We start from the raw sequence: 18,361 nt of genomic DNA on the forward strand, positions 1-18,361 counted from the left end.
CCCCAGCTCAGGCGTACCGTGGCCTGGAGCGCGTTGGGGATCTTTAAGGAACTTATTAGGATCTTATGATGATCTGTTATTGGATCTATTCAGTGGATAACCCGGTAAAAAGAGGTTAACAGAACGGATAATTTGCCCTGCCCTCGACATGCAGCACTCGCTCTCATCGCACAGTGTCAGTGAAGCGACAGTAATGCCCTCTCAAAAGGGTTATACACACAATAAAAAGTCATTTACTCGCTACAGTGGTTGTTAAGTACTCGCCAGCGCGGTTGCTTTCCTCGCTACAGTGGTTATTCCACTCTCTATAGTGGTTATTCTTCTCGCTATAGTGGTTACTGACACCCTTCAAAGCCTTGTGCCACAAGCCCTCAGACGTTATGGGGATCTGTTTAGGATCTCAATTTGATCTATTAAGGATCGACCAATTGGATCTGGCCTGTGAATAATGAGGATAAAACAGAGAAAACATGGCAGAAGCAGCATGTCAGATAGATCTGATGTTTAAGACAGGCATTGAATTGTGATCAGCCGTCAGGTTTGGTTTAGCAGAGGATTTAACATGAAAGCCCTTTGAACAAAGCATAAGCAGCAAGACCGTGAAAGAAACTCTGATAACCACATTTTAAATAGGGCTCTGATGTAGATTGAGCATTTGTCGTGCTCTTCATACTTTAAAGAGTTACCACCCTAAAAAATAATCTATCATTATGATAAATAAGGAGTTATTATGATTTTTTCATGATGAAAACACCATAATCAAATTCCCCTTGTAATTTTCTGATTCAATATCTTATGTTGATTAACTGAGAAAGCGAAGTCTGGTTTACAGCAGCGTTCAAAAAGGAGCTGAACAGAAATTCAGACTACTAAAAGCAACCGGAAACTCATTTTTTTAAAAGTTGAAGATTGTCAGACATGGAAGAAATGTTGTGCTGCCTCGTTTTCGAGTAAGTGAAGGTTCTCCTCAGAAAGAGAAACTGAGAGATAGGTAAATATTTGCGGAGTTGAATACAATATTGAAAGGGCGATGATACATATTCGCAATCACTTAATCGTCAAAATGTCCGGTTAAGATTTGATACCTGCTTTATAAGTATGAGCCCTGCCCCCGGTCTGAAACGGGTACGGAAAGATCAGTGAATTCACAAAATTTATCAACCGGCATAACGACTGGATATGTTGTTCAAACGCAACCTGAGTAAGTAATAGAGTGTTTGTCAGACTTAAAATACTATAAAGCTTCGATGAAGCCCGGCAATCAAGAGTATGAAAAAGTCATGACACATGATGATTTAAGGAGAGTAAAAATTTCAAGTTTAAGCGATGGAAATTGAAAGGACACCGCCATTAATCGACTTACCAGACTTGCAAGCCCTGTTGATAAAATTAATAAGCTGAAGCAATCATAAAAAGGCTAAAAATCAAAGTTAGAGCTTATCTTCAACACGTTGCAACGCATTTTTTCACCATTCAATTTCTCTTTTATGTTGATGATTAATATGAAATTTATTTAAATTTTCATGCTGAAAATACCATGGAAAACATATGAACTTTATAACTCTTTGCACAATAAACAGAATGGTATGCTGTAATATAAAGGGGTGAAACGACAGTTGAAAACGCCCTGAAGCCTCTTTAGGGAGGTAATCCTGAAACATCGAATTCATTCATTTCAGCGAGAGAAACCGTCAATTTGACCCACCCTTTTCATAACTCTCCCATCCATCTCATCGTCATCTTAATGTCATTAATAAAAAATCCAGGTTTTTGTCATTTTTCTAAAAAATTGGCAGGTTTAGCCTTTTTGTGTAGTATGCAAAAAACAGTAAAGCAGAGGGGCTTATGAAGCGCGATTATGGTGGAGTGCTGGAAATGGCGACCAGAGCCAATTCCATGTTACATGGACTGAGTAGCCACATTGAACAACAACGTCAGGAGTTCAATCAGACCGGTTTTTACCAGACTTTCTCACGTAATGCCGTCGCCAATATGCCATTACTGAGTAAGCACGCTGTTGTTGCTGCCATTGGTGATATGGAAGAAGCAGGTTATCAGTTTGGTAAGAAACAAACCGGCAGTACCTCACAATACGCACTGACCATTCAGAACGTAGTCGACATCTATGAGCACCGTAAAGTCCCAAAATATCGCGATCGCCATGATGGACCCTTCGTCGTCTTTGTTGTAAGTCTTAAGGGCGGTGTTTCTAAAACAGTCAGTACTGTCACACTGGCCCACGGTATGCGCGCTCATCCCTCTATGTTGCATAATGACCTGCGCATTCTGGTTATTGACCTGGATCCACAGGCATCAAGCACAATGTTCCTGAGTCACACTAATAGCGTAGGCTCCGTTCTTGAGACCGCAGCGCAGGCCATGCTGAACGACCTGGATGCCGACCAGCTTCGCGAACAGTTTATTAAGCCAACTGTCATGCCGGGAGTGGATGTAATTCCCGCCTCAATAGACGATGGTTTCGTTGCCAGTGACTGGGAAGAGTTGGTTGCTGAACATCTGCCTGGCGTTGCACCGTCCGAAGTATTGCGCCGCAACGTGATTGATCGTCTGGCCGGTGATTATGATTTCATCTTTCTCGATACCGGTCCTCACCTTGATTCGTTCATGTTGAATGCTATTGCGGCCAGTGATGTGCTGCTGACACCGACGCCGCCGGCACAGGTCGATTTCCATTCAACTATGAAGTATCTGACTCGCCTGCCAGAAATGCTCGAACGTATTGAGTCAGAAGGCATTGAACCGCGTCTTAAAGCAAATATTGGCTTTATGTCGAAAATGACCTCTAAACACGATCACCTGACCTCTCAAAGTTATGCTCGTGAAGTGTTTACCAAATCAATGCTGGACTGCAGCCTGCCAAGACTGGACGGGTTTGAACGCTGCGGTGAATCCTTTGATACCGTCATCAGTGCCAATCCCTCATCTTATCCAGGCAGTGCGGACGCTTTGCGCAAAGCTAAATATGAAGCCGAACAGTTCTCCAGGGCTGTGTTTGACCGCATCGAATATATCAGGAGCACCTTGTGAGCAAACCTATACAGCGCATTGGCCGCAAATTTGGTGATTCAGCTATCGCGAACATGATTGACAGTAGCAGTCAGTCACGCACCTTTACGCTGAAATCGGGTGCGAAGGCAACTTTCGTTCGCCAGCTCATCCTGCATGATGATATTGAGACCAGAACAACGGTTGATCCCCAAATCAACGGTCGTGACCAGAGCACACTGACACCGGAATCGCTGCAGGAGATCACCCGTACCATTACGTTGCAGCAGTTTTTCCCGGCAATTGGTCGCATCAACGGTGATCAGATTGAGATCATGGATGGTTCACGCCGCCGCGCTGCATGTATTCTTTCGGGGGCAAGCCTGGAGGTACTGGTCACCGCTGATGAACTGAGCATCAGTGATGCGCGTCAACTGGCCGCTGATATACAGACCGCTAAAGAGCATAACCTGCGCGAATTAGGGTTACGCTTTATGCTGATGAACGAAAATGGCATGAGCAAATCCGAGATTGCCAAAGCAGAAGGTATCTCTAATGCCAAGGTCACTCGTGCGTTCCAGGCAGCAGCTGTGCCTGCTGAGTTCATTGAACTCTTCCCGGTTGTCTCTGAGCTGACGCTTCAGGATTACCAGTTGCTGCTTGATGTCTGGGAGGAGGCTAAAGCGGAAGCGGTTGAGGTCTCTGCGCTGGTCAGCGAGATTCAGCAAAAGCTGAATGAAGATGATCTCCTGCGAATCACCAACCCGGATGATAAGAAGAGCGCTATCCTGAATGGCTTCAAAAGCGCGCGTCGTCAGTTAAAGAAACCGACACCCGTCAGCAAAACTGTGACGGAGAAACTGGCAACATTTACCACGGCTAATACCTATGCACGACGCAAAACCAATGATGAGAAGCGGACCGTGCAATATGAATTCAGTCGTCTGCCAAAAGAGATCGCTGAGCAGATTGACGCATCAATAAGACAGATTCTTTCTACAATGAATTAATCGTCACCCTGTATCGCCTTCGAAACCGGCCACTGGCCGGTTTTTTTATCTGCTATCCACCCAGAGGCATACCTGCCTTATCCGCATTTTCTTCTTCGCCTGAAGAGATGTTCTGTACGACGCGCCTCATTTCAGCAGTATTACGCTTGATCCTGGTACAGTTTAACGCTATAGCTAAAACGGTTTAGCTTTTAAATTCAATCACAGGAGTTGTCTATGTCTGTTCGCGTATGGTGTCTCGGGGATGCCGTGGTCGATTTGCTACCCGAAAAGCCGGGCCACCTGATGCAGTGTCCGGGCGGAGCACCGGCTAATGTCGCCGTTGGCATTGCACGTCTGCAGGGAAACAGTGCTTTTATTGGCCGGATAGGCGCTGATCCTTTTGGTGAATTTATGCGGCAGACGCTCAGAGAGGAGAACGTTGATACTCGCTACATGATCGCTGATTCACAGCACCGCACGTCAACGGTGGTGGTCGGGCTGGATGTGCAGGGCGAACGCTCCTTTACCTTTATGGTGCGCCCAAGCGCCGATCTGTTTCTTGAACCGTCGGATCTGCCTGAGTTCCAGCGCGGTGAATGGTTGCACTGCTGTTCGATCGCCTTAGCAGCTGAGCCATCACGCACCGCCACGCTTACCGCCATGAAGCAGATTCGTGCTGCAGGCGGCCATGTCAGCTTTGATTTAAATCTGCGTGAAGACCTCTGGTCCGATCCGGCACTGCTGCATTTGGTGGTGAACGAGGCGCTGAGTCATACCGACGTGGTTAAATTCTCAGACGAGGAACTGGATTTCCTCTGTCCGGGACAGGAACCAGCTGTCAGCTTGCCGCAGCTGGCCAAACGATTTGGTATTCGCTTATTACTGGTGACGCGGGGCAGGGAAGGGGTAATCGCCTGCTATCAGGGCGAGATCACTCACCATGCGACGACGCCCGTGGACAGCGTCGACACCACAGGTGCAGGTGATGCCTTCGTGGCCGGATTACTCTGGGTTCTGGCGACGTCAGGTCTGCCTGCCGATGAATCAAAGCTGTCCATTTGTCTTGCCACAGCACAACGCTGTGGCGCCCTGGCAACCACCGCGAAAGGTGCCATGACAGCACTTCCCTGGCTCCATCAGCTGGGCAATCTGGCCGGCTAATCATCCCTGACGCCCCTGTTTTGGGAGCTATCTCACAATCACTAAACCGGTTTAGCTATTTTCATTGCAGAGGGAAATTACCCGTGGCTATGATTTGCGCCTAAACCGGTTTAGCAAAAAAGCCGGTGATGATAGCCTCTCCTCAGGGAATAAAAAATGAAAAAAAGCACGTTAGCAGTCGCCCTCTCTTTAATATTCTTTTCTACATCAGTCTGGGCCGATTCCAGCATGAGCAGCATTGAGGCACGCCTTGCGGCGATGGAGCGACGACTTCAGGCAGCCGAGCAGCGAGCAAATGTTGCTGAAACCCGCGCTCAGGTCGCCGAAAAGCAGGCACAGGTGGCTGAGAAGCAGGCTCAACAGTTGGCAGCCGTACAGCAGCAGACCCAGACTTCCACCGCCGAGGTTGCTCAGCGCACCGCGAAGCTGGAACAAAAATCTGCCGATGAAGGTGGCTTTGAGTTCCACGGTTACGCCCGTTCCGGATTGCTGATGAACAGCTCAGCCACTAAAACGCAGGGTGGTCCGACACTCACTCCTGCTGGCGAAACCGGCGGTCACGTTGGACGTCTCGGTAATGAGCCGGATACGTATGTTGAGCTCAACCTCGAACATAAGCAGACGCTGGATAATGGTGCTACCACCCGTTTCAAAGCCATGCTGGCTGACGGGCAGCGCACCTATAACGACTGGACCGCATCCAGCAGCGATCTCAACCTGCGTCAGGCATTTGTCGAGCTTGGGCAACTTCCCACTTTCAGCGGTGCATTTGATAACTCTACCGTGTGGGCCGGTAAGCGTTTTGACCGTGATAACTTTGATATCCATTGGATCGATTCTGATGTTGTGTTTCTTGCAGGTACCGGTGCCGGCATTTACGACATGAAGTGGAGCGATCAGACGCGTAGCAACATTTCGCTGTACGGTCGTACCTTTGGCGACATCGAAAACAATGAAAATACGGCGCAGAACTACATCCTGACGCTGAATAACTTTGTCGGCCCGGTGCAGATGATGCTCAGTGGTATGCGGGCGAAAGATAACGACGATCGCCGGGATATCGACGGACTCAGAGTCAAAGGCGATGCGGCCGAAACCGGCGTACATGCTTTGCTGGGCCTGCATAACGACAGCTTCTATGGGCTGACAGAGGGCACTTCCAAAACGGCACTGCTCTATGGCCATGGCCTGGGCGCAGAGGTGAAGTCAATTGGGTCTGACGGCGCACTGTTGCCAGAAGCGAACACCTGGCGGCTGGCGAGTTACGGCATCACCCCGCTGGGCGGTGGCTGGCACATTGCGCCTGCCGTACTGGCACAGCGCAGTGACGATCGGTACGTCAAAGGTGACAGCTATGACTGGGCGACAGTTAACCTGCGTCTGATTCAGGAAATCACCCAGAATTTTGAGATGCAGTATGAAGGCTCTTATCAGTACATGGATCTGCGTCCGGAAGGTTACAACAACCGTAACGCGGTCAGCGGCAGCTTTACCAAACTCACTATTGCGCCAACCCTGAAAGCCGGTGATGTCGGTGACTTCCTTAAGCGTCCGGAAATTCGTCTGTTTGCAACCTGGATGAACTGGGATCATCGGCTCAATAACTATGCCAGTGACGACGCGTTCGGCAGCAAGGGCTTTGATGCCGGTGGCGAATGGAACTTCGGTGTACAGATGGAAACCTGGTTCTGACCGGATGGCCCCGGAGACCGGGGCCTCAACGCCACACGAATAAAAACAAAACAAGACTGAGGTGTATATGGACTATGTAAAAATATCGCGGGCCTTACTGCCGCTGCTGGGTGGTAAAGAGAACATCGCCAGCGCAGCACACTGTGCGACCCGGCTGCGTCTGGTGCTGGCGGATGATGAAAAGGCGGACACTACCGCGATCGGCCGGATTGAAGGGGTTAAAGGCTGCTTCCGTAATGCGGGACAGCTTCAGGTTATCTTTGGGACTGGCGTGGTAAACAAGGTTTACGCTGCCTTTATCGCCGAGGCGGGTATTAGCGAATCGAGCAAGTCTGAGGCTGCTGATATTGCCGCACGCAAGCTTAACCCTTTCCAGCGCATCGCCCGACTGCTGTCGAACATCTTTGTGCCGATCATTCCGGCGATTGTGGCGTCAGGTCTGCTGATGGGCCTGCTGGGGATGGTCAAAACCTACGGCTGGGTCAATCCGGAAAATGCACTCTACATCATGCTGGATATGTGCAGCTCGGCGGCCTTTATTATTCTGCCGATACTGATTGGCTTTACGGCAGCGCGTGAGTTTGGCGGTAACCCATTTCTGGGCGCAACGCTGGGTGGCATTCTGACCCACCCGGCGCTGACCAACGCCTGGGGCGTGGCAGCCGGTTTCCACACGATGAACTTCTTCGGCATTGAAGTCGCGATGATTGGCTATCAGGGCACGGTATTCCCGGTACTGCTGGCGGTGTGGTTCATGAGCATGCTCGAAAAACAGCTACGTCGGGTAATACCGGATGCGCTGGATTTGATCCTGACCCCGTTTCTGACGGTGATTATCTCCGGATTCATTGCGCTACTGATTATTGGTCCTGCGGGCCGTATGCTGGGTGATGGCATCTCCTTTGTCCTCAGCACGCTGATTGCGCACGCCGGATGGCTGGCCGGGCTGGTATTTGGTGGGCTTTACTCGGTGATTGTCATCACCGGCGTCCATCATAGCTTCCACGCCATTGAAGCGGGACTACTGGGCAATCCTTCAATCGGCGTGAATTTCCTGCTGCCCATCTGGGCGATGGCGAACGTGGCTCAGGGCGGTGCCTGTCTGGCAGTGTGGTTCAAAACCCGTGATGCGAAGATCAAGGCGATTTCGTTGCCCTCCGCGTTTTCTGCATTACTGGGGATCACCGAAGCGGCCATTTTTGGTATCAACCTGCGGTTTATGAAGCCCTTTATCGCCGGACTGGTGGGCGGTGCGCTGGGCGGTGCCTGGGTCGTGTCGGTTCACGTTTATATGACAGCGGTCGGGCTGACCGGACTACCGGGCATGGCGATTGTCCAGGCTGGATCTCTGCTGAATTATGTCATCGGCATCGCAATCGCCTTTACCACCGCGTTTGTGATTTCATATCTTCTCAAATACAAAACGGATTCTGAATAATGGCCTCATCAACACGTCTTGCCACCATTCTGCAGGCGGTGATGCAGGGTATGCCAAAGGCGCTGGGCGACAGCCATTATCCAGGCTGGCATCTGGCTCCGGTCACCGGGTTACTGAACGATCCTAATGGATTTATCCATTTCAACGGTGACTACCATCTTTTCTACCAGTGGAACGCGCTCGGCTGTGCGCATCAGCACAAATGCTGGGGACACTGGCGTTCAGCCGATCTGCTGCATTGGGAGCATCAGCCCATTGCCCTGATGCCGGATGAGGAGTATGACCGCAGCGGCTGCTACTCCGGCAGCGCGGTAGACGATAACGGTCAGCTGACGCTGATCTATACCGGCAACGTCAAGTTTGATGATGGTTCGCGTACGGCGTGGCAGTGTCTGGCGCAGCAGAACAGTGCGGGGGGTTTTGACAAGCTCGGCCCGGTTATTGCTGTACCGGAAGGGTATACCGGTCACGTTCGCGATCCCAAAGTATGGCGCCATGAAGATTACTGGTACATGGTGCTGGCCGCGCAGACGACGCAGTTACAGGGCAGGGTATTGCTGTTGCGTTCTGACAATCTGCGGGAGTGGCAGAATCTCGGCGAGATTGCGGGAAGCGAACGGGGGGGTCTGGACGCGGCAGGCTATATGTGGGAGTGCCCGGATATGTTCACGCTCGGCGACAGCACCTATCTGATTTGCTGTCCTCAGGGCGTAGTACCCGAAGAGAAGCGCTATCTGAACAGTCACGCCTGCGCCTGGCTGAGTGGTTCGCTTGATTATCAGCAACCTCTATATCAACACGGTCCGCTTAACGAAATGGATGCAGGGTTTGAATTTTATGCCCCGCAAACTACGTTGACCGCTGACGGGAGACGTCTGCTGGTGGGCTGGATGGGGACGCCGGACGGTGAAGAGATGGCTCAGCCAACCGTGGCACAGGGCTGGATCCACCAGATGACCTGTGTGCGCGAACTGAGCTCACGCAATGGGCGGCTCTGTCAGCAGCCGGTGGTGGAACTGCAGGCGTTGCGGGAGAAAGAGCAGCACTATAAGGGGCGTGCAGATGATGCGCCACCTATGGACGCAGAGCGGCTGGAGCTTGAGCTGGAGAGTCGGGGCGACGTTGAACTCAATTTTGCGAATACGCTGATCCTGACATGGCAACAGAATGAACTGCGGCTTGCCCGTCGCAGCCTGGTAACGGGTGAGTGGACATATCGCTACTGGACCGGAGTCGCTAGTCGGTTACAGATCCTGTGTGATCACTCCAGTGTTGAGATTTTCATTAACGATGGGGAAGGGGTGATGAGTAGCCGCTATTTTCCAGACCATCCTGCGTTGCTAACCCTGCACGGGCACGCAGAACTGCAGGTCCGCTACTGGTCGTTACGCCGCTGCATGGTAGAATAAGTACTTGTTTCACTAAACGATGCCTTGCCGTGAGAAAAACAAAACGCGTTACTATCAGTGACATTGCCGGGCTTGCCGGGGTTTCAAAAGCCACGGCCAGCCTGGTGCTTAACGGCCGTGGCGAAGAGTTACGGGTCGCGAAGGAGACGCGTGAGCGGGTTCTTACGCTTGCCCGCGAACACCATTATCAGCCCAGCATCCACGCCCGGATGCTGCATGATGCCCGCAGTCATACACTGGGGCTGGTGGTGCCAGAAATCACTAACCACGGCTTCGCTGCCTTTTCTCATGCACTGGAGAATCTTTGCCGCGCGTCCGGGCTGCAGCTGCTGATTTCCTGCACCGACGAAAATGCCGGTCAGGAGATGGTGGTGGTCAACAACCTGGTCGCGCGGCAGGTCGACGGACTCATTGTTGCCTCCAGTATGCTGACCGACAGTGACTATGTCAGTCTCAGCGAACAGTTGCCGGTACTGCTGTTTGACAGGACCATGAACAATACTAAGCTGCCCTGGGTCATCACCGACTCGATAACGCCTACAGCTGAACTGGTTGAAAAGCTGGCACGCGCCTGCCCGGAGGAGATCTACTTTATGGGTGGACAGTCTGATCTCTCCCCGACCCAGAATCGTCTGGCGGGATTCAGGGAGGGGCTGGCTCGGGCGGGTGTAACGCTGCAGCCTGAGTGGATTATTCAGGGTAACTACCACCCTGGCAGTGGCTATGAAATGTTTGCAGCGCTCTGTAACCGGCTGGGCCGACCGCCCAAAGCGATGTTTACCGCCGCCTGCGGTCTGCTGGAGGGGGTTCTGCGTTACATGAGCGAGCATAGTCTGCTGACCAGCGACATCCGTATCGCCAGTTTCGATGATCACTATCTCTATGATTCACTTTCCATTCCGATCGATACGGTAGAGCAGAACGTTCCGGCACTCGCGCAGGCCTGCTTCACTATGCTGACGACCATGATTGCCGGAGAGGATCCCGTTAACAGCCAGCTTATCCTGCCAGCTACTCTGCGGCTGCGTGTCTGATCGTCGGTTCTTCTGGCCCGACAATACAATACCTCACCATTCGACCGGCAGAGCGTTGACGCCGCGTAAATTGGCCCTGTGATTGCGGCGAACGCCAGCGGTTATGGGGCGCAACTCTGGTAACCGGGTCAGTAATACATGAAGGGCTACTTCCATTTCTGCAAGGGCCAGCCGGTAGCCCATGCAGTGATGAATTCCGCCACCAAATGCCAGACAGCGTCCTTCATGCCGTCGGATATTCACTCGTTCTGGCGAGGTAAATACCCGCGGATCGTGATTAGCTGCGCCCAGACTCAAAAAGAAGCGGGTTCCGGTCGGGATCAACTGACCTGCCAGCTCTATCTCTTCCAGAGTCGTCCGGTAGAGCATCTGAACCGAACTATCGTAACGCAGACACTCCTCTATGGCATTGGGTATCAGCGCAGGGTTCCGTTTCAGGCATGCCAGTTCCTGTGGATGGTCATGCAGGGCCAGAATGGTGTTGCAGATCATATTTGATGTGGTCTCATGGCCGGCAAGAAACAGAAGTACTACATTGGCGATGATCTCATCGTGACTTAGTCGGTCGTCTTCACTGCCACTGCGCAGAAACAGCGACACCAGATCATTCGCCGTGCTGTCACGGCGGGAGACGATCAATGCGCTGAAGTATCTTTCCAGCACAGCAAAAGCGTCAGCGGCTTCGAGCAGGTCTGCCTGACTGATTTGAGGATCGAAAACTTTCACCAGCACAGAGGTAAGGCGCCCAAGTTCCGGCGCGTCGGACTCTGAGATATCCAGCATCCTGCAGATGATGCGCACCGGCAGTGGAAAAGCGAATGCCTGAGCCAGATCGCAGGCGCGACGGTCTGCCAGCGCATCAACCAATTCATTCGCTACAGTCAGTGCCATCTCCCTGAGAGGTTTGATCTCCCGGGCGCTAAACGACTTCATCACCAGTCCTTTCAGCCGGGAATGCTCTGGTGGATTAAGCACCAGAAACATTCTGCTGATCCCCTGAAACAGCGGCATGTCGGCGGCATCATCACCAAATCTCAGCCTGACACTTTCCATATAATTTTTACCAACCCGACGATCGTTCAGCAGCGCTTCTACGACTGCATGACTGCCGCTGATGATGATCTTATCTCCGGCAGGAATGAGCGGTCCCTGCTGATGCAGTTTGCGGTAAAGCGGAAAAGGATTGTCTGAGTAGTCGGGATTCATGAGTTCCTGTAGTTGCATAGCTCACTCCGCTGCCTGAGGATTAACGCAAACGCTTAATGCGGCCGAGGGAAGCGAAAAGGCTGTTTTTATCCTGCTGACTGAGGTGGGGTGCCGTCAGTTGTGACATCAGGAACGCTTTATCTTCTTGTGAGAAGATACCGGTCATCAGACGCTGGCTGATTGCGGTAAGGAGCTGAGTATCCAGCTTCTCTATTTGCTGCCTGGTCTCGGCCAGATCCGGAATGGGGCGATCACTGTCCGGGACTGAGAGCCAGTCTGCGCGATAGCGATACTGAACTGCTTTGCTGGCATTCATTAGCGCGTGAACAAACGGCTCCACGGAGTGGGGTTCAAGCCCGGCCTGCTCAGCGTTCTGCAGCATGTGATCCAGCACCACCTGCTCACGTGGCAGATCCTCAATAGGTAAATGATGCTGTGCTTTATAACCTGCCACCACTTTCATTACCTGCATACGTTCATTCAATGCGCCAGAAAGAGCGCTCATAGAAACAGAGGAAACCGAACCTGCAAAAACGTTACTGCACATAAAGAGGGAAGAGAAAAAAATAGCCACAAAGTGAGTCATTTGCCTGCTCCGTTGATAAAAGCTGGCACTAATTTAGGCACGAAAAGATAACTCCGTGTGATTATTTTATTGTCAAAATGTGAATGGTGTGAAATGTCAGCTAAATACAAGCAGGTTATTAATTTTAATGTATTTTTTTAAATTTTTAGTCATGAAAGCTTCACATTCATTTGGCACGCTGACAGGTTGTTCGATTGAGCGGGTGTTGAGGGTGAGATCAAATAATGACCCGGTCGGGACCTAAATCGGCAGGGGCAAAAAACTGATATTTCAGCACGCAGCGTCGTCCGGCACTTTGTGCGCTTCGAACAGAAGGAAAATTGCCTGGAAGGATGGTGCCAGTCAGCAGCTCCTGCACACCAGGGTGATGACAAAGTTGTTGCAGTAAACGCTGCTGTGCACATGCGGCGAGTCCGCGTCCTTGATAAGCGGGTATAATCACTTCATCCATAATCTGAACGCCCTCAATAAAGGCCAGTCGCCGGCGTTCGCAAATCATCAGCCCTGCCAGCATGCCCTGCCAGACAATCATAAGTACATGACCCGCGGCAATATCCTCACGTAATTCCTGTTTGCTCGAAGCCATCAGCTGATCACGCAGATGCGGCAGCGTGTGCCAGCTGGCACGATAGGCGTTGTTAATCATCTGAAGACAGGCGGGATAATCTCTCCGGGCAGCCTTCACCAGTGAAATGTTTTTATCGGGAGGCTTCGTAACGGCAGCCGGATCGCTGAGGAATATCAGTTGATCGGTAAACCCAATGTCGGGATGGGTCGCAGGCAACAGGACACGCAACTTTAGCGGTTTCAGCGGCTGCCACGCCTTTATGATAGCGTCAGCCACCGCGTAATCAATGACGCTGTCACGGGCCACAATTTCAATAAAAGGCTGAGCAGGATCACCACCCAGATAGCGCGGCCCGGTGAGATAACGCTGGCCATTAATCCTCAGTTCACGCTGCAAAAAAGTGTGCTGGGGCAACCCGGTTTCTCGCCAGGGAAAGGCGGCGGAAAAATGATGGTCGTGGCATCGGGTCTGCTGTTGTGCCAGCCAGCGGGCAAGCCAGTCGCTGAGACAGTCCGATGAAACAGGAACAGCACGGTAGAGCGACATCATATAATCCAGCATAAGATTCCTTATTGCCCGCCGTGAGTGATCTCCTGCCTCTTCAGCGATCTGTCTAAACCGTTGCCGGGTTAAAATGAGACTGCTGAGAGTGTAAACGATGTGCTCTGTTTATGACCATCTCAACCTGTCAGCACGAAGCATTCCTTTTCTGCAGTATGGCTGCCCTGCACTGGCGGACGGCGGAGTGCTGAAAAGCGACGCGATAAACGTCCTGTTCTGCGAACAGCTATTTCGCCGTTGTCTGAATGGAAGGAAAGCCTTAGATATAAATCTAATCAGGTCTGACTCACCTATGCTGACATGGTCAAATTAATTGACTGAATATGGCTGAGTTGCCCAAAAAAATAATGAAAAATTATAAACGAAATTTTTACGTAAATATGACGAAATCAGATAATCGGCAGCTAATAAATGGATTATGCTAAACAGGCAGTTCAATAATTATAAAGTTCCGATTTTTTAAACACCCGGGGGTTATATGGTTCATATTGATTTATGTACCAAAGATGGCGTGATGAAAGCTTATGCGTTTCAGACGCCTATGCAGGCAATGACCTTGTTAGAAAAAATTAAAAATGATGAATTTCAATGGTTTAATCTTGAGTGGGATGGGGTTCGCTTTAACTGTCCGCATCATTTTATTAAAAGACTCAGCAGCCGTTCTTATATTAAAGCGTTCTGGCGTTAAATTCTATTAAATGATTAAATTCGTGCAAATCTGTCTGTTTTTGATACTGGTCTGATTTAACTGTTTTCAGCTTATTTTATTCATGATCATAACCGGGGCAACCTCTGCCCCGTTATTCAATGCTATTGAAGGGCTTTATCATCGTGATCAGCGATAATTTTAAACATCAGGTGCATCGTGCCAGGCTTAACAGATATCATTATTACGGCTTAATCATTCGCTGCTGTTGCTTATCATAACCCTCTACACGCTAAACAATGCGTGAGTAATACAGAGCCATTTCGTGCTCAACCCCGCAATAGGTCGTGATCCCGTCTTAATCTTCTTCTGTTCTTCCCTTGACCTGTAGTGACAACTGTTACACTCAGATGACGTTTATCCTGGATCCTGACTGTAATGCGCCGTAAAAAAATGCGCCTGCGTTCGCTACTGACTTTGCTTTCCATTGGGGGCGTCATTCTGACTTCCGGTCTTCTGCTGAGCGCGTTACTGCTGTTTCAGAAAGCCAATATCGAAAACAGCCTGCTGGAAGGGAACATTGCTTATGCGCGTAAACTGGCCGATACCACCGATCGTTACCTGGCGATAGCGCAGCGTGAACTGGCCTGGAGTGCAACACAGATCAAGACGCTCGGTGATGTTCAACAACTGGAAGAAGAGACCGAGCGCTTAAGAATGCAGTCGGGCTTTTTCAATTCAGTCGTGGTCGTTAATCATGACGCCATCATTGCGGCCACCTCACCGGATAGTCTGAATCTGATTGGCGTTAAGCTGCACTCTGCGGCCAGCCTGAAGGCTATTTCGACACAGAAGCCTTTTATTTCCCCTCCCTTTACCTCTGCTGCGGGTAACTATGTGGTTTTTTTATCACAGCCTCTGTTCAGCGAGGAGGGCCATTATCTGGGATACATAGGTGGCACCATCTATCTCAAAAAACAGAGCATGCTGAGCGAAATCCTGAGCCAGCATTTTTACACCAAAGGGTCGATGGTCAGCGTGGTCAGCAATGAAGGGCTGATTATTTTCAGTCACGATCCGGCGCGTGTCGGAACAAAGATGCTGCTTAGCCTGGCATTGCAGAAGCAACTTGCCACCTCAGAAAGTGGGCACTTCACGCTGGAGAGTGATGGACAGAACTACCTCACCGGTTACGGCACGCTGCACAAAACCGGCTGGAATGTATTTATTACCGGCACGTCTGAAACGGTCAGGCATATTCTGATGCGCACGGCGGAGAGCGCAGTCTGGTTTGTTCTGGGCATTATCATCGTGACCGCGGGCGTTATTGCGTTTATGGCAGGTCGCATTGCTTCTCCACTGGAAAAACTGGCGGACAGAGTGCGTGATGGCGGCAGCGAAGCGCAGGCCGAATCACTCGCCACGGTTAAAACCTGGTATTACGAGGCTGATCGACTTAAAGAAGCGGTACAGGCTCATCGTCACGCCGTGGCGGGTCATCTGGCCGCGCTGAACGATGAAGTGATGACCGATCCCCTGACCAGTCTTTGTAACCGGCGTGGATTCTCTGTACTGGCAGCGCGGTCAGACAGTGAGCATGAACAGAGTGTCATCGCCATTGATATCGACCATTTTAAGAAGATAAACGACTGGTATGGGCATGACGCAGGTGATGCGGTGCTGGTGAATCTGGCGGCGTTGCTGCGTCAGCTCAGTCGGATCGGCGATATCGTTAGCCGGTTTGGCGGAGAGGAGTTTATCCTGCTGCTGCCCCACACTACGCTGGAGGATGCGGCCCGCACCGCAGAACGAATTCGTGAGGTCGTCAGCATCACCACCTTCCCGTTTGCCGGAACAGTGACAATATCAGCAGGCGTGGCTTCAGGCGCTGAACTGGCTGGCAATCGCGAGGCTGTGCTACGGCGTGCTGATGAAGCGCTCTACGAGGCAAAAGCCGCCGGGCGTAACACTGTCAGGATTGCCGGGCCAGGCGGCTTCAGCGCATTTGGGTCGGAAAAATAAGAGGGTGGGGCGGGTGAGTCAGGCTTAGCACTGACTGCGTAATCGCCAGCCCAGCCACTCATCCAGTGCCGCTTCCGGCAGTGGTCTGGAGTAGAAAAATCCCTGAGCCTGATCACAACCAAATTCGGTCAGCGCCGTAACAGTTTCCGCATTCTCCACACCTTCAGCCAGCACCCTGTAATCGAGATCCTTAAGCATGGCAATAATACTGCGAGCGATGACACGCGATGCGGTATCAGACGCAATTTCGCTGATCAGTGAACGGTCAAGTTTGATTACGTCCAGAGGCATGCGTCGGAGATAGCTGATGTTGCTGTAGCCGGTGCCAAAGTCATCCAGTGAAATATCAAATCCACGAAGTTTAAGCATCTCCAGACCCTGTATTGCGGCCGGGCTTTCCAGAATCCGTTCTGTTTCCAGACACTCAACGCCCAGCAGCGAAACCGGCAGCTTTGCGCTGATCATCCGTTCTTCCAGCTCGTCTGCAAATCCTTCACGGGAAAAATCGCTACTGCTGACATTAATTGTGATCGGCAACTGTATATAGCTGTTACGAAGCCGGGATAGCCGGGCGATCACGTGCTCTGTGACCCACGTCGTTAACTCGCTGAGCAGCTCGGTTTGCCCGGCAAAAGGTAAAAACTGTGCAGGCGACAGTTCGCCGCGCTGCGGATGCTGCCAGCGGATCAGGGCTTCCAGTCCAATCGGTTTGCCGCTGTGCAGACAGATTTTAGGCTGATAAGCGAGCCATAATCCTTTGTCCTGGCGTATTGCCGTAGCCAGATCATGCATCAGGGTGAAATCCTGCGTGTGGCGCGTATCGGTGGCCTCACTAAAAGGCATCGAAGCAATGTCTCGGGTAATGGCTTCGTGCAGCGCACTGAGTGCGCGCCGCAGGATCTCCTTAGCGGGCAACTCTCCGGTTTTGAAACTCGCTTCCCCGGTGTGGGTCATTAATGCAACCGATAGCCCATCACCGATATCGGCACTGATCCCAGCCAGCTTCGTTGCCACCCAGTTAGCTGTGAGCCTGCTCTCCTGACGAGTCAGCAGGGCAAAGCGCCCGGTTGCTATGGTATAGAGCATTTCACAAGGTGCAGGACGCAGGCGCAGCGGCAATAGCGTGGCCACATCCTTCAGCAGGCTTTCAACTGGTCCCATTCCCATTGAACGCGCAAGTTCATAAGCGCGTGGCATATCGATACAGTCAATCAGTACCAGCCGCCGTGGGGTGGTGTCTCCAGAAGCAGCCAGGAATTGCAGATCACGAATCAAACGCTGACGGTTGGGCAATCCTGTGACGGGGTCGGAAAAGCCAGCCGAGTACCAGGCATCAAGAAAAGAGATCACCAGTGCTGCCAGCATTTTAAGCATCGCCGCCTGATCGCGACTAAAGGGGTGAGGTGCGGTATCGGTCACACACATCGTGCCCAGTATCAGACCGGTGCTGCTTTTCAGTGGCACACCTGCATAGAAACGAATAAAAGGCGCACCGGTAATCAGTGGATGTTCAGCAAAGCGGACATCAAGCAGCGTATCGGGCACCACGACAATACTGTCATTATCCACTACGTGTCTGCAGAGTGAGTCCTGTCTGGAGGATTGTGTAAGGGTGAAATTATGCGCTGCTTTAACATACTGCATCTCATCATCCAGCACCGAGATAAAGCTGCCGGGAATACCGAGTGCCTGGCTCGACAGCCGAACGAATTGTCGCAGCACATCGTCACGGCTTTCATCGTTACTGCGCAACGCGTGCAGGGTCTGCGTACGGCATTCATCGCCGCCGCTTAGGCTCATAAGCATGGATTCCTCTGCATCGGCTGGTTACGGAGTGGAATTAAACAGAAAAACTAAAGGGTTTGACGACATGAATATAGGCTATTTCTGTAAAAAAAGAAGAAGTTTAATGATTTATTTTTTATCGCACCGCACGCCATCACTGGCCAGGTAAGCAAATATTTTTTCTTTAACGAAATATTTTCGTATTGCTGATTCTATTATTTCGTCGTCAAAAACTATTAATTTCTTAAATATCCT

The 18,361-nt window shown here is 51.2% G+C and carries 13 protein-coding genes; 9 read left to right on the forward strand and 4 right to left on the reverse strand.

The genetic code is table 11. The features are described from left to right. The first annotated feature begins 1,845 nt into the window (after nt 1-1,845). The 7 genes from NP77_RS22210 (at nt 1,846) to NP77_RS22240 (ending at nt 10,732) form a co-directional block, all read left to right on the forward strand. Nucleotides 1,846-3,048: an AAA family ATPase gene (locus NP77_RS22210; protein WP_003850644.1), complete on the forward strand. Its 1,203-nt coding sequence runs from the start codon at nt 1,846-1,848 to the stop codon at nt 3,046-3,048. Then, complete coding sequence (locus NP77_RS22215) at nt 3,045-4,016, forward strand: ParB family protein (RefSeq protein WP_039661945.1); 972 nt, start codon at nt 3,045-3,047, stop codon at nt 4,014-4,016. Before NP77_RS22210 ends, NP77_RS22215 begins: the two co-directional genes overlap by 4 nt. A gap of 216 nt (nt 4,017-4,232) precedes the next feature. Then, complete coding sequence (locus NP77_RS22220) at nt 4,233-5,159, forward strand: aminoimidazole riboside kinase (RefSeq protein WP_039661946.1); 927 nt, start codon at nt 4,233-4,235, stop codon at nt 5,157-5,159. Between the two features lie 156 nt (nt 5,160-5,315). Continuing rightward, complete coding sequence (locus NP77_RS22225) at nt 5,316-6,851, forward strand: carbohydrate porin (RefSeq protein WP_039661948.1); 1,536 nt, start codon at nt 5,316-5,318, stop codon at nt 6,849-6,851. 67 nt (nt 6,852-6,918) lie between these two features. Further along, nucleotides 6,919-8,289: a sucrose-specific PTS transporter subunit IIBC gene (locus NP77_RS22230; protein WP_003850636.1), complete on the forward strand. Its 1,371-nt coding sequence runs from the start codon at nt 6,919-6,921 to the stop codon at nt 8,287-8,289. Further along, nucleotides 8,289-9,698 carry a sucrose-6-phosphate hydrolase gene (locus tag NP77_RS22235; protein ID WP_039661950.1) on the forward strand — a complete coding sequence of 470 codons (1,410 nt, stop codon included), beginning with the start codon at nt 8,289-8,291 and terminating at the stop codon, nt 9,696-9,698. Before NP77_RS22230 ends, NP77_RS22235 begins: the two co-directional genes overlap by 1 nt. Nucleotides 9,699-9,727: 29 nt before the next feature. Then, on the forward strand, nt 9,728-10,732 hold the full coding sequence (locus NP77_RS22240; protein WP_003850633.1) for a substrate-binding domain-containing protein: 1,005 nt from the start codon (nt 9,728-9,730) through the stop codon (nt 10,730-10,732). Nucleotides 10,733-10,765: 33 nt separating this feature from the next. On the opposite strand, the gene NP77_RS22245 is transcribed toward NP77_RS22240, so the two are convergent. The 3 genes from NP77_RS22245 to NP77_RS22255 form a co-directional block, all read right to left on the reverse strand. After that, entirely contained in the window at nt 10,766-11,956 is a 1,191-nt protein-coding gene (locus NP77_RS22245; RefSeq protein ID WP_033762138.1) for a cytochrome P450, read from the reverse strand. A gap of 22 nt (nt 11,957-11,978) precedes the next feature. Then, nucleotides 11,979-12,524 carry a chorismate mutase gene (locus NP77_RS22250; RefSeq protein ID WP_008926793.1) on the reverse strand — a complete coding sequence of 182 codons (546 nt, stop codon included), beginning with the start codon at nt 12,522-12,524 and terminating at the stop codon, nt 11,979-11,981. Between the two features lie 217 nt (nt 12,525-12,741). Further along, the gene (locus tag NP77_RS22255) at nt 12,742-13,653 is read right to left on the reverse strand and encodes a hypothetical protein (protein WP_039661953.1); all 912 of its coding nucleotides are present in this window, start codon (nt 13,651-13,653) and stop codon (nt 12,742-12,744) included. Between the two features lie 478 nt (nt 13,654-14,131). On the opposite strand from NP77_RS22255, the gene NP77_RS22260 reads away from it, so the two are divergent. Further along, a complete protein-coding gene (locus NP77_RS22260; protein ID WP_003850629.1) occupies nt 14,132-14,341 on the forward strand; it encodes a hypothetical protein in 210 nt (69 codons plus the stop codon). A 396-nt stretch (nt 14,342-14,737) separates the two neighbouring features. Then, the gene (locus NP77_RS22265) at nt 14,738-16,321 is read left to right on the forward strand and encodes a diguanylate cyclase (RefSeq protein WP_039661955.1); all 1,584 of its coding nucleotides are present in this window, start codon (nt 14,738-14,740) and stop codon (nt 16,319-16,321) included. 24 nt (nt 16,322-16,345) lie between these two features. Here the strand turns inward: NP77_RS22265 and NP77_RS22270 are convergent, their stop codons facing one another. After that, nucleotides 16,346-18,127 (reverse strand): GGDEF and EAL domain-containing protein, encoded by a 1,782-nt coding sequence (locus NP77_RS22270; RefSeq protein ID WP_039661957.1) that lies wholly within the window; start codon nt 18,125-18,127, stop codon nt 16,346-16,348. Nucleotides 18,128-18,361 lie beyond the last annotated feature (234 nt).

The sequence above is a fragment of the Pantoea sp. MBLJ3 genome (genome assembly GCF_000816655.1).
Lineage (GTDB): Bacteria > Pseudomonadota > Gammaproteobacteria > Enterobacterales > Enterobacteriaceae > Pantoea > Pantoea eucalypti.

Bases quoted from the DNA above. Each gene is read 5' to 3' on its own strand.
- NP77_RS22210 (WP_003850644.1), top strand. From the start codon at position 1,846: ATGAAGCGCGATTATGGTGGAGTGCTGGAAATGGCGACCAGAGCCAAT.
- NP77_RS22220 (WP_039661946.1), top strand. From the start codon at position 4,233: ATGTCTGTTCGCGTATGGTGTCTCGGGGATGCCGTGGTCGATTTGCTA.
- NP77_RS22225 (WP_039661948.1), top strand. From the start codon at position 5,316: ATGAAAAAAAGCACGTTAGCAGTCGCCCTCTCTTTAATATTCTTTTCT.
- NP77_RS22230 (WP_003850636.1), top strand. From the start codon at position 6,919: ATGGACTATGTAAAAATATCGCGGGCCTTACTGCCGCTGCTGGGTGGT.
- NP77_RS22235 (WP_039661950.1), top strand. From the start codon at position 8,289: ATGGCCTCATCAACACGTCTTGCCACCATTCTGCAGGCGGTGATGCAG.
- NP77_RS22245 (WP_033762138.1), bottom strand. From the start codon at position 11,956: ATGCAACTACAGGAACTCATGAATCCCGACTACTCAGACAATCCTTTT.
- NP77_RS22250 (WP_008926793.1), bottom strand. From the start codon at position 12,524: ATGACTCACTTTGTGGCTATTTTTTTCTCTTCCCTCTTTATGTGCAGT.
- NP77_RS22255 (WP_039661953.1), bottom strand. From the start codon at position 13,653: ATGCTGGATTATATGATGTCGCTCTACCGTGCTGTTCCTGTTTCATCG.
- NP77_RS22260 (WP_003850629.1), top strand. From the start codon at position 14,132: ATGGTTCATATTGATTTATGTACCAAAGATGGCGTGATGAAAGCTTAT.
- NP77_RS22265 (WP_039661955.1), top strand. From the start codon at position 14,738: ATGCGCCGTAAAAAAATGCGCCTGCGTTCGCTACTGACTTTGCTTTCC.
- NP77_RS22270 (WP_039661957.1), bottom strand. From the start codon at position 18,127: ATGCTTATGAGCCTAAGCGGCGGCGATGAATGCCGTACGCAGACCCTG.